Source organism: Paenibacillus sp. sgz302115, assembly GCF_056120445.1.
Window position 1 is genome coordinate 1 of record NZ_JBVYOK010000034.1, and the last position, 12,944, is coordinate 12,944.

The window sequence follows — 12,944 nt, forward strand, 5'->3', positions numbered from 1 at the left end:
GATCGCCGTAGGGAGGGTTTGCCCCGAACGGGATGCATACTGCATCGAACGCTTGTGGAGATCATGTAAGACCTTTCTACAAAAAGGCAGCGATCGTCGAAACAAGAAGCCCCCGCCTCTATAGGCGGTGGGAGTATTCACGCTTTCTTATTTCATCTTCAGGTAATCCGGTTGCTTTGGCTATAGATGAAAGATCCATTCCCATCTGTACGAGGTTTTTAGCAACCTCAAGCTTAGTTTCTTCCTTAGCACCTTCAATCATGGAGGCTTCGTCGTGCAAGTATTTTTGTCGCATCTCGTACAAGCGCCGTGCTTCTGCATCCTGACTTAAATACTCCAGGGCAGTCATAGCTTTTTCTATTCCGGGTTCATTCATATAAACCACCTTCAGTTGGAATCATTGTTCATTGAGCTTTGATAGTTCCAAAAAATTGAATTTCTATATCATCTGTAAGCGTTAGTTCAGAAAAGTCAGCAAAAAATTTTGTAAAGATTATATCACGAAATTTATTTCTGTTGCATATAGTCAACATTAGCTAATGTTTATTGCAGCAAAATTTAAACAGAGCCGTGCGGATTGCCCGCACGGCTCTTGCGTATGCTCTTATTTACCGCTCCACAAAGCCACACGGTCCTGCACATATTTGGTGTAGCCTTGTTCCATCTTCTTTACGCCGGCTTTTTCCAGATCAGCCATGTAGGCATCCCAGATTTTATCGAACTCAGCCGGTTTTGCGAGGATAGCCTGAGGAATGCGTTTCCACGTAATGTCTCTCATTTTGTTGCCCAGGATGGACACTTCATCTTCGCCTGGAACCGAGATATTCCATGCGGCTCCATATGCTTTTTCAGGGAATTCCTCTTCCTTCGGGAACAGGTCCTTCCAGGTGGTTCCCTTGTAAGCAGCGAGCGTTTCTTTCTCGACATCACTATAGCCAAGCACAAGCTGTTCCGGGAAGTTTTTGGTGTAATAGTTGCCGGTGGAGTCCTTGGCACCATCTCCGTAGTGAACCATCATATTCCAGTAGAAGCCGATACCTGATTCCTTGGTGAATGCCGTATTGTCATTGTTGATGCGGTCTTGAACCTCCTTAGGCACGACGCGTTTGCCGTTCTCCACTACGTAATGCTTGCCTTCAACGCCCCAGTTGTTCAGGATTTGACCTTCATCGGAAGCGAGGTAATCCAGGAATTTGATTGTGCGGACCGGATCAGGGTTCGTAGTGGAGATCGAGATGCCGTAGCCCCCCATGAAGCCGGTAGGCCAGAAGCTGGTTTCCTTGAATTCCTTCGTCAGGGTTACCGGATAGTGACCGTAGGTCTGGTCGAATTTGGCTGCTGTCTTGAGGGCCTGCTGGGCGTCATTGTAGTCCCAATCCTGGTCAATCAGGCCGAGCACCCGTCCGGTGGCTACTTTGGCTTTGTACTGGTCATACTTCTGCACGAAGCTCTCCTTGTCGAGCAGGCCGATATCGTTCATATGGTTCAGCCAGCGGAAATATTCCTTCTCTTCCGGACGGCGGAAGTGGTAGATCGCCTCATGTGTCTGCTGATCGATGTAATATTCCCCGTCATCCGAGCCTCCTGTCGTGGCCACGGCAGGGTTGGTGACGGAAATGTACATATGCCAGTCATCCGCATTCAGGGAGAGCCCGATGTTCTTGTTGCCGTTCTCATCGGTAGGATGCTTCTCCAGGTAGGCTTTGATCACTTTCTCATAATCCTGGACCGTGCGGATTTCGGGATAACCGGCTTCCTTCACTACGCGGTGCTGCAGCTCGAATCCGCCGCCGGCCACGAACTTCTTCTCATCTACCGCTGCCCAGGTCGGAATGGCATAGATGGATTGGTCTTCATTGGTATATTTCGCCCGGGCGAGGTTGTCGCCGAGCACACGCTTGATGTTGGGCGCGTATTTATCGATTAATTCGGTCAGATCAATGACGGCTCCGGCATCGACAAGCTTCCCGATATCCCCTTTGGCAGAGATGATATCCGGGTATTCACCGCCGGCTGCGATCAGAGCGATTTTTTGCTGCGGGTCGCCGACGGCAAATTCGGCATCGAGCGTGACGCCTGTTTTTGCTGTAATCTGTTTGCTGACCTCGTCCTTCATATTATTCCAGTTCGGATTCGGGTCTTCCGCGAAGAAGGAGAGTGTCAGCGGGCTTAAATCTTCGGCTTCTGCCGTAGCCTCTGCGGTGGCCTTTGTATTGCTGCCTGTATTGGCAGCCTTAGTGGCCTCGGCATTGTCTGCCGTATTCTTGGTATTATTGGAGCCGCCGCAGCCTGCCAGCACACTGAGAAGCAAGGTCAAGACCATCAGCAGCACATACGGTCTCACTGTCTTTCTTGTCATGAATAGAAACCCTCCCTTTTTCTGATCAAAAATGTATTGTATACACAGGCGGAGCCTGGCGATACCGAAGCGGACTAGCTTTTTACCGAACCGAGCGTCATGCCCTTAACGAAGTAGCGCTGCAGGAACGGATAGACGACCAGAATAGGCACCGTAACGACAATCGTGATCGCCATTTTGACCGATTCCGGGGAGATTTGCGCCATGACCTCGGTCATATTGCGGCCGCGGAAATTATCTGCATTGGTGGTCGTGCTCTGGATGACCTTCATCAGCTCGAACTGCAGGGTGGTCAGCGAATCCTTCGACCCGTTGTAGAGGTAAGTGTCGAACCAGGAATTCCACTGGCCGACGGCCAGGAACAGGGCGATGGTCGCCAGCGCCGGTTTGGTCAGCGGGAGAATGACCCGCCAGTAAATCGTGAAGTCATTGGCCCCGTCCAGCTTGGCGGATTCCTGCAGGGCGTAAGGCAGGCCGTCAATGAAGGAACGGATGACGAATACATTGAATGCGCTGACGAGACTGGGGAGGACATAGACACTGAAGGTTCCCATCATATGCAGGTCTTTGATCAGAATGTAGATAGGGATCAGTCCGCCCGAGACGTACATCGTTAGTGCGAGAAAGGTGGAGACGAACTTGCGGGCCTGAAAATCCATCCGGCTCAGGGTGAAGGCCAGCATGGAGGCACTAACCAGGCCGAGAATTGTGCCGATAATGGTGCGCAGAATGGAAATCTTCAGCCCGGTCATCAGCCCGGAGTAGGCAAAGATCGTCTCATAGTTCTTGAAGGTGAACACACGGGGAAAGACCGTAATTCCGCCCTTGATGCTGTCCGTGGAGTCATTGAAGGAAATCGCCAGCACATTCAGAAAGGGATATAACGTGGCGATAGTTACAATTGTAATCACAACATAGACTACCAAATCGAAGATGCGGTCCGACCAAGACGCGGCGGCCAGTTTTTTACTCAGCATAAGGGCCTCCTATATGATGCTTTCCTTCGTTATTTTTTTGAAAATGCCGTTGGCAACGAACAGCAGAATCACGCTCACTACAGAGTTGAAGATATTAATGGCTGTACCGAAGGAGAATCGCCCCATGCCCAGCCCATAATTTAGTGCATATAGATCCAGTGTCTGCGAGTAGTCGCGCACCAGATTGTTGCCGAGCAGGAACTGCTTCTCGAAGCCGATGCTGATCAGATGGCCGATCGACATGATGAGCAGAATAATAATCGTCGTCCGAATGCCCGGAAGCGTAATGTTCCGCACCTGCTGCAGCCGGCTTGCACCATCCACCCTAGCTGCTTCATATAGCTCTGGTCCGATGCCCGAGATCGCCGCAAGATAAATGATCGTGTTCCAGCCCGTTTCCTTCCAGACATCCGAAGCCGTGACAATGCCCCAGAACAGATTGCCTTTCGCCATGAATTGAATGGGCTCGTTGATCAGATGGAGTCCCATCAGGAGATCGTTCACCGCACCGTTATCAGTAGAGAGCATCTTAGTAATAATCCCGGCGGCAACCACCCAGGACACGAAGTGCGGCAGATAGGAGACCGTCTGGACAAACCGTTTCAGAAGCTGCTGCCTCAGCTCATTCAGAAGAACGGCGAAGATAATGGGAACGATAAATCCGGCCAGCAGGCCCATGATGCTCATCGCGAGCGTGTTGCGCAGCGCATTGAAGAACTGCTCATCCTGAAACAGCTCCTTGAAGTACTTGAGGCTCACCCATTTCTGCTCGAAAAAGGATTTGCCGGGCTTGTATTTCTGAAAAGCCATCGTCCATCCCCATAGAGGCAGATAGTTGAATACAAATGCCCAGAGCACAAATGGAATAGCCATCATATAGAGGTACTTCTGCTGCAAGAAGGTTGGCCAAAAGCGTGAGGCAGGCTTCTTCAGCTCCGGCTTCACTTTGGTAGTAATCGCTTTCATTAATGTCCCTCCTTCGATATGGCACTATCATAAGCTACCGGGAATCCAGGAAACACCGGAACATTTGCTATAAAAAACAGGGAGAAATCCGCTCTTTTCGTAAGCGCTTTCTGAAAGCGCGTTTATTTCATGGAGAGCTTTTTCTGCGGTAGTCGGAAGGGGAGATGCCTTCAAGCTTTTTGAACTTTTCGCGAAAATAATCCACATCGCTGAAGCCGACCTCGCTTGCAGCCTCATGGATTTTGCAGCCCTGATCCAGCAGCTCCTTGGCTTTCTCCATGCGGACTTTGTCCAGATAGCTGTTGAAGGAGAGACCCGTGCTGTTCTTGAACAGCTTCCCCAGGTAGGCGCTGCTGTAAGTGAACACGTCCGCCAGCGTGTCGAGCTTCAGATTCTCGTCATAATGGCGGTGGATGAGGTCCAGCATCCGTTTCATCAGGACCTCCATATCATCACGGGCGATACCGCCGGCATAGTGCTCCAGCAGAGTGATGACGTAGCGCTGCAGTCCGGGCATTGAGGTGTATTTATAAATCTGCTCGATTTGCTCATCCACGGAGCTGATCTGCAGGACAGACTCCTTGTGCTGAAGCGCGAGCTTGTTGATCAGATAAGTGGCTATCCGCACATAACGCGATTTCACGGCCATCTCGGAATAACGGGCGGCGATCATCAGTTCACCGGTTTCCCCGATCAGGGAAGACAGCACCCCGGTGCTGCCGATATCCAAGGTGAAATAGAGCCGCTCCACCACAGACGCAAGCCTGCTCTCCACTTCTTCTGCCCTAATCGGGAGCCCTTCCTTCAGCTTCAGGGAATCCGGTCCAATCATCCCCGGCTCATCGTAGAAGAAATGCTCCTTCATCCGTGCCAGCGCCGACTGGTGGGAGAGAGGGATTTCCTCCAGAGTGTCCACCATGTCGCCTGCGGTAATGATACAATCCAGCCCTTGGGCAGTTACGGCTTCCTGTATCGCCTGGACCATTAATTTGCGCACAAGCTCCTTCTGAAAAGAAGGCTGCAGCAGAACTCCCAAATAAGAGTCCAGAGCGAAAACAACGCCCCACCCGTGTTCCTCAAAACTGGCCGCAAGCCTCGTCTTAACGGCCGTTGAAGGCCCGTTGTCCGCATTGTCCTGAAGCAGCAGCCGGATCAGCACCACCTGATAGGAGTCCCAGCGTAGGCCGGATTCCAGCACCGATGCCTCCATTGCGGCCGGAGCCTGCGGACTGCTCTCCATCAGCAGGGATTGAACGAGCATTTCACGGGTCCATACCTTGACGGCAGCATCCTGCTTGCGGTGGGCGGTCTGTGCTTCCAGTTCAGCGGACAGACCTGTCAGATATTGCCGCAATTCATCTTCATCCACCGGCTTGAGCAAATAGTTGTCGATGCCGAAAGACAGCGCACGCTTGGCATAGCTGAAATCCGCATAACCGCTGAGGATAATGATGTGCATCTCCGGATCGGCCTGCCGCAGCTCTTGAATCAGCTCCAGACCGTCTCTGCCGGGCATGCGGATATCTATAATCATCAGATCGGGGGAATAGAGCTCGTATTTATGCCTTGCTTCTATGGCGTTAGCCGCTGTGTCAATGACCTGATATCCAAGGCTCTCCCAGTCCAGCAGAGCCGCAAGTCCCTCACGGATTGCCAGCTCATCATCCACAATGAGCACACTATACATAAGTATCTCTCCTTAAAGGGATAGCAAAGCTGATCTGTGTTCCGTATCCCGGTTGGCTTGCCAGGGTCAAGCCGTATTCCGGGCCGTAGGTCAACTGAAGCCGCATATGAATATTGCGCATCCCGATATTGTTGGTTTCATAGTCATCCTTGCTCTCCAGCATCTGCCGGATTTGCTGCATCCGCGCTTTGGAAATGCCTGTTCCATTGTCGGATACCTGAACCTTGAGCTGCCCGTCTTCTATGCGGATATCCACCCGGACCATGCCGCCGTCAATCCGGTTCTCCAGCCCGTGAATGACACAGTTCTCCACCAGCGGCTGAATAATCAAGGGCGGAATCTGAACAGCACCAGCCTTGGGGTCCACATCAAGCTCGTAAGCAAGCCTGTCATCATAGCGGAATTTCTGGATGATCAGGTAGCAGCTTACGGTCTCCAGCTCGCTTTGCAGGCTGATCATCCCACCCACAACCTCCAGGTTTTTGCGCATCATTTTCCCCAGCAGCCGCACAACCTGGGAAATATCGGCCTGACCTCTGAGGTGTGCTTTCATGCGGATGGATTCCAGGGCATTGAAGAGAAAATGGGGATTGATCTGGCTGGCCATCATTTTGAGTTTGATCTCATTCTGCTTCAGCAGGGTGGCGTTTTTTTGCCGGTTGGATTCCTGAACCTCGTTCATCAGGTCGCCAATGTTGCGCACCATATGATTGAACTGTCTCGCAAGCTGGCCGATTTCATCCTTGCCGTCAATAACGAGCGTGGCACCCAAATTTCCCGAGGAGACCTTGGAGATATGCTTGCTTAATTGCAGCATCCGTCCGGTAAGCAGCCGTGAGAAATAATAGATTAGCAGAATCGCCATAATTAACGCGAAAATGATCACCAAAGCAGCCAGTAAGATAATCCGGTTGGGCTCCTGCACAATGCTGTCAACGGAGAAGATGGAGATGATGCGCAGGCTGTTCAGGCTTCCCCCGGGCTGCCAGTTCTCAATCAGCATTTTGAAGGGTTTGCCGTCAATCGCCACATCGTAGAGACCGTGCTCTGCGGCGGTTACGGCCTTAAAATCAATGTCAGCCAGCGTTTTGCCAAGCGTATCTGCGCGGTTAGAGGCGACAATGTTATCGTTCTCATCCACAATTAGGGTTTCGAAGGTCTCCTGCTTCAGAATGGAATTAAGTTCATTTGTATTCACATTCACAACCAGCACGCCGAACGTCCGCTGCTTCAGAAAATCGATCTTGCGGATCAGGCTGAGATAATACTGGCCGTTGCGGTTGTCCTGGATATAATTCCAGATCACCAGGCCCTTCTGGGCGAGGGCGGTCCGGTACCACTGCTCCTCTGTGGTCTTCTCGTCCGCCTGCAGAAACTCCCAGTTATCCAGAACTGTCGGGTTGTCGATATACAGGCGGATGCTGGAGATTTCATCGTACAGCCGGACAAATTCGCGGAAATCGGGGTAGTTCCGGTAGGCCTGCACAACATCATACACCGACACATAGCGGTGGTTGGCGGCCTCCTCCAGACGGCTGTCATTGGACAGCCGGTAAGCGATATCGAGCGGGACGCCGAGCATCTCGCCGGTCCGTTTTTTCACCCGGTCCACATTGGCTGTTATTTGCTCCAGTGCATTGCCCATTGCCATATTCCGCAGCTCACTCGTCAGGAACACTCCCACTATGAGCACTGGAATTAGGGCGACACAGCCGAAAGACAGGAAGAGCTTGGTCCTGAGGCGCAGATTGTTCATCACCGTGATAATACGGGTATACACGAATAGAATCACCTCCAGTATTTGATTGATAACGCTTACATGAAAGTATACCGTAAACTCATGCCCACTATATGTAATTATTTATGCATTTATTGTCTTCAGTTATGCTGTTTTGTTTCATCTCCAGCCAGCACAAAGAGGACAACGGCCGTCTTTCTCCGTTGTCCTGTTTATGTCATCCGCGTCTGCGGTACGCTATTCTGCTGAATTTCCTATCTGTTGCGCCGCAGGCTTTGACCGTTCGTTGCGATTACATCTTTATACCAGTGGAACGACTTCTTGCGGTATCTCTCAAGGGTGCCTGAGCCGTCATCTTGGCGGTCTACATAAATGAAACCGTAACGCTTGCTCATCTGCGCGGTGGAGGCACTGACCAGGTCAATGCAGCCCCAGGAAGTGAAGCCCATAATCTCAATGCCGTCTTCAATGGCTTCGCCTACCTGAACCAGGTGATCGTTCAAATATTGAATCCGGTAATCATCCTCGACCGTCGGCACGCCGTCTGCCCCCGTAATCAGCTTGTCCACAGCCCCGAGGCCGTTCTCTACGATAAACAGCGGTTTCTGGTAGCGGTCATGGAACATGTTCAGGACATAGCGCAGGCCCTGCGGATCAATCTGCCAGCCCCATTCGCTGGCTTTCAGGTATGGATTCGGCACGCCTCCAATTAGGTTCCCTTCTCCTTTCTGTTTGGCCGGATCGGCTGTCTCGCAAATGCTCACATAATAGCTGAAGGAGATAAAATCCACCGTATGCTTCAGAATGTCGGCATCGCCCGGCTCCATCTGGATCTCAATGCCTTTTTCCCGGAAGAAGCGTTTCATGTAACCCGGGTATTCGCCTCTCACATGCACATCGGCAAAGAAATAATTCTTGTGCTCCGTTTCCATCGCCGCAATCACATCATCCGGATTCGGCGTGAGCGGATAGGTTGGCATACTGAGCACCATGCAGCCGATTTTGGCCTGCGGATTGATCTCATGGCCGATCTTTACCGCCAGCGCGCTGGCAACGAATTCATGGTGAATGGCCTGATAGAGATTTTGTTTGCTGAGTTCCTTCTTCGGTGTATAGATCCCCCCGCTCATGAACGGCTCCTCCAGAATGGAGTTGATCTCGTTGAAGGTCAGCCAGTATTTCACTTTATCCTTGTAGCGTGTAAACACAGTTCTGGCGTAACGCTCATAGAAGCCCACCAGCTTACGGTTCACCCAGCCGTCATATTGCTTGGACAAATGCAGCGGCGTCTCATAATGCGAGAGGGTCACCAGCGGTTCAATACCATACTTGTGGCATTCGTCGAACAGATCATCATAGAATTGAAGGCCCTGTTCGTTCGGCTCTGTCTCATCGCCATTTGGAAATATCCGTGACCAGGCAATGGAAGTGCGGAACACCTTGAAGCCCATTTCGGCAAACATCCGGATATCCTCTTTATAACGGTGGTAAAAATCAATGCCGACAAGCTTCAGATTGTCTTCGGTAGGGATTTCGGTCACAGGGCCTTTAATTCCTTGCGGAGCCACATCCTGGGTGGACCAGCCTTTGCCGTCTTCCTGATATGCGCCTTCACATTGGTTCGCGGCTACTGCGCCGCCCCACAGAAAACCGTCCGGAAATTGTACAGTCATTTGTTATCCCGCCTTTTATGGTTAGTAGTCTGAAATATGGTAAGCTAATATTGATCTCTTCAAGTTGAATGCTAAATGTTGTAACGCGTTACACGTCAAGTATTATTTTTGATATAAGGAGAGGCAGTATGTCGAATCTTGATCAAATTGCGAAGCTGGCGGGCTTTTCCAAAGCTACCGTCTCCCGGGTCCTGAATCACTCCCCTCATGTCAATCCGGCGACAAGGGACAAAATTCTGACGATTATGAAGGAGCTGGACTATGTTCCGAACGGCAATGCCGTCTCCTTGTCCAAAGGGCGGACCCTTCAGATTGGAATGTGTACGGAGGGTATTAACGAGGTGATGCTGCCTTTTCTGAACAGCTTTGTGGAGACGGCCAGCCAGAACGGATATCAGACCATTGTATATACCTCGGGCGGAGATGCGAAGAAGGAGCTGAAGGCCTTTGAGGATTTGCGGAGAAAAAGAGTGGATGCGCTCGTCATTATTACCTGTGTCAATGATCCTGCGCTGATAAGCTCCTATTGCAAATATGGGCCAATTGTCTCCTGGCAGCGGATGCAGCTTCCTGACATCCACTCGGTAGCCATGAACCAGTATGATGGGTACAAGCTGGGCGTGGAGCATGTCATCGAACAAGGGTATACCCGGATTGCCAACGCGCTTGGCAGGCCGAACAGCATGAATACGCTCAGCCGGCTGGGAGCCTATGAGGATATTATGAAGAAGCACAATCTGGCTGTGCGCCCCGAATGGTCGCTCACCGGCATCTATTCCATCCGCGACGGGGAACGGCTGGTCCGTCGATTGCTGCTGGACGGCAGAGAACGGCCGGATGCAGTGCTGTGCGCCAATGATCTCGTGGCGGCGGGCCTGCTTAATGAAGCCCGCAGACAGCGGGTGAGGGTCCCGGAAGAACTCGCCATTGTCGGCTTTGACAACACGGAGCTTGCCCATACGCTGGGAATCACCTCGATTGAGAATCCCATTGCTGCCCAGGCGCAGAACGCCTTCTATCTGCTGCAAGGGAAGCTGAACCATGAGGAAGCAGTGCAGCAGAAGCTGGAGTTCAGTCTGGTCAAGCGGGAGACTACGTGAGGTTGACCGGGGTACGAGCGTATCAAAAAGACGAGGCAGGCCATTTAATGGGCTTGCCTCGTCTTTTTGGATTTTTTGCAGCCGCCCGCGCCTGCGAGTGTCTCTGGAGAGTAGCCAGTGCCCGAGCGCGTTGCGGCTAATTGTATTTCGTGCAGTTAAAAGACGGCGAAAAAGCGGATGTGTAAGTCTAGCTGTATTCTGTACAACTAAAACTGGCGGAACGTCTTTTTTTACAGCATGTGAGGCTTTTTAACTGTAGAAAATACAATTAAAGCTCTCCCGGCACAATAATTGATCGTTTTAGCTGCAGCAAATACAGTTATAGCTTAAGAATAGGTCTTGCTGCAGACAAACTGCAGTTCAAGCAAGGAGCAGTGTGCTAATTCGAAGATTGTAAGTTCAAGCTATACCGTTGAGCATCAGAATCTGCCGATCCAGTCTTACGGGCTGCGTACTCCGCTCCGTTTCACCTTGCTTATGACACCTGCCGACCGTTACGGACCGTAAAGCCTTTAATTTCTCAATAGGAACTATTTCACCAGGCCAACGGACCATGCTGCGCTTATTGCCTCTCCACTTGGCAGTTTTCGGGTAAATCTTCTTACATAAACGCACTGGAGTCCGTTAGCACAGCGAAACTATGGCTTTCGCCGAAATTAAGGGCTGCTCAGTCCGTTGCAGGCTGGCGGCCTCCTTGAAGGAAAAGCGCTTAGGTTCCACGAGCAAGGACTGCTGCAATCTTAACCCTTGACCGCACCGGCTGTAAGTCCGCTGACAATGTATTTCTGGCAGAACAGGTACAGGATAAGTACAGGCAGCGAGGTCAGCACCAGATCCGCAAAGATCAGATTCCAGTCACGGCTGTATTTGCCGTAGAAATTGTACACAGAGAGCGGCATGGTCCAGTCGGAGCTGTCGGTCAGGAAATAGAGCGGAATCGTAATGTCGTTCCAGACGGACATGAAGACCATGATTGCTACAGTTGCGTTGACCGGAACGATCAGCGGCGTCACGATTTTGAAGAAAACATCGAACGTATTGGCGCCTTCCAGAAAAGCCACCTCATCCAGCGCTTTCGGTATGGAGCGGATGAACCCGCTGTAGAGAAATACGCTGAACGCAGTGTTGAGAGAGGCATAGATTAAGATAACGCTGGTAATGCTGCCGTAGAAGCCCATCCACTGCACGACACGGATTGTGGTGATGGTGGACATCGGGGCAATCAGACCCATGAAAAAGAACATATACAGAAAGCCCGACCATTTGCTCTCTCTGCGGACAAGGATAAAGGAAGCCGCCGAAGAGGTGAAGATGTTCAGAATGGAGGAGATGCTGGTAATCAGCAGCCCATTCAGAAAAGCGCGGCCCAGACCGCCTTCCCGGAAGACCGTTGAATAGTTGGAGAACATCCATTTGTCCGGGAGCCGCAGGGTGAATTTCAGCACCTCCGAGCTGGTCATGAAGCTTCCGAAAATCATGATCAGGAGCGGCAGGATAATCAGCAGAGAGGCAAGGATCAGGAACGCTTCGACCAGATGATTGCGCCAAGCCATTTTACGTGAAAAGCTCATTATTCCGATACCTCCTTACGCCGCATAAAGATCAAGAGCGGAATGGCAATGATGGTTACAGCGGCGAACAGCAGTGTGTTGACTGCCGTACCGAGGCCCCAGCTGCCTTCCCCGAACGAGCGCAGGATGATGGTACCTACCACCTGTGAAGCATTGCCCGGTCCACCGCCGGTCAGCACGAATACCTCGGAGAACACTTTGAGCCCGCCGATCAGCGTGAGCATCAGATTGATGTTGATTGCCGGGAGCAGGAGCGGCACGGTGATGCTGCGGAAGCTTCGCCATGAACCGGCTCCGTCAATAGTGGCGGCTTCATAGTATTCTTTGGAAATGGACTGGAGTCCGGCCAGGTAGATGGCCATTTGGAATCCGGTATGCTGCCAGATGGAGACGGCGGCAACGGTCCAGATAACGATTGAAGGATTGGTCAGCCAAGCCTGGCTCAAGGAATGCAGGCCCACGGCATCGAATATACGGTTAATCGTACCGTCGGAGCGCAGCATGGGAGTAAACACAATGCTAATTACCAGAACACTTAAGATCGACGGAGAGTAGAAAATGGCCCGCAGAATGTTTTGGGTTTTTAGCTTCATGTTTAGGCCAACGGCAAGCGCGATTCCGAGCAGGTTCTTGCCGATTACGGTAACTACCGCGAAGATAGCCGTATTCTTGATAGCAAGGATCAGGGTTTTGTCGGTAAATATACGTTCAAAGTTGTCCCAGCCGATAAATGAAATGCCTTCCCGGTCCAGCCGCCAATCGGTGAAGGAATAGAACAAGCCGGTGATTGCGGGAAGCACGAAAAATATGGAGTAGATCAGCAGCGCCGGCCAGATAAGATAATACGAGTATAGCTTCTTTGCTATTTTCATC

General features: G+C 51.4%; 9 protein-coding genes and 1 pseudogene. 1 reads left to right on the top strand and 9 read right to left on the bottom strand.

Annotated features, from left to right (window positions below):
* Window positions 1–118: 118 nt before the first annotated feature.
* From AC0LWN_RS30785 to AC0LWN_RS30815, 7 genes and pseudogenes are all read right to left on the bottom strand, one after another.
* A pseudogene (locus AC0LWN_RS30785) lies at window positions 119–394 on the bottom strand (Rpn family recombination-promoting nuclease/putative transposase); the annotation flags it as partial.
* Window positions 395–604: 210 nt separating this feature from the next.
* Complete coding sequence (locus AC0LWN_RS30790; protein ID WP_474672125.1) at window positions 605–2,359, bottom strand: ABC transporter substrate-binding protein; 1,755 nt, start codon at window positions 2,357–2,359, stop codon at window positions 605–607.
* A gap of 74 nt (window positions 2,360–2,433) precedes the next feature.
* Window positions 2,434–3,336, bottom strand: a complete 903-nt coding sequence (locus tag AC0LWN_RS30795; protein WP_458963938.1) for a carbohydrate ABC transporter permease — start codon at window positions 3,334–3,336, stop codon at window positions 2,434–2,436.
* Between the two features lie 9 nt (window positions 3,337–3,345).
* Window positions 3,346–4,302, bottom strand: coding sequence for an ABC transporter permease (locus AC0LWN_RS30800; RefSeq protein WP_474672127.1), 957 nt, complete (start codon window positions 4,300–4,302; stop codon window positions 3,346–3,348).
* 127 nt (window positions 4,303–4,429) lie between these two features.
* Complete coding sequence (locus AC0LWN_RS30805; RefSeq protein WP_474672129.1) at window positions 4,430–5,989, bottom strand: response regulator; 1,560 nt, start codon at window positions 5,987–5,989, stop codon at window positions 4,430–4,432.
* Complete coding sequence (locus AC0LWN_RS30810) at window positions 5,982–7,769, bottom strand: cache domain-containing sensor histidine kinase (RefSeq protein ID WP_474672131.1); 1,788 nt, start codon at window positions 7,767–7,769, stop codon at window positions 5,982–5,984. Before AC0LWN_RS30810 ends, AC0LWN_RS30805 begins: the two co-directional genes overlap by 8 nt.
* Before the next feature lie 212 nt (window positions 7,770–7,981).
* A complete protein-coding gene (locus AC0LWN_RS30815; RefSeq protein ID WP_474672133.1) occupies window positions 7,982–9,400 on the bottom strand; it encodes a glycoside hydrolase family 1 protein in 1,419 nt (472 codons plus the stop codon).
* Window positions 9,401–9,528: 128 nt separating this feature from the next.
* On the opposite strand from AC0LWN_RS30815, the gene AC0LWN_RS30820 reads away from it, so the two are divergent.
* Entirely contained in the window at window positions 9,529–10,500 is a 972-nt protein-coding gene (locus AC0LWN_RS30820) for a LacI family DNA-binding transcriptional regulator (protein ID WP_474672135.1), read from the top strand.
* Between the two features lie 740 nt (window positions 10,501–11,240).
* On the opposite strand, the gene AC0LWN_RS30825 is transcribed toward AC0LWN_RS30820, so the two are convergent.
* Entirely contained in the window at window positions 11,241–12,071 is an 831-nt protein-coding gene (locus AC0LWN_RS30825; RefSeq protein WP_474672137.1) for a carbohydrate ABC transporter permease, read from the bottom strand.
* Complete coding sequence (locus tag AC0LWN_RS30830; protein WP_474672139.1) at window positions 12,071–12,943, bottom strand: carbohydrate ABC transporter permease; 873 nt, start codon at window positions 12,941–12,943, stop codon at window positions 12,071–12,073. The genes AC0LWN_RS30825 and AC0LWN_RS30830 overlap by 1 nt, the downstream gene beginning before the upstream one ends.
* Window position 12,944 lies beyond the last annotated feature (1 nt).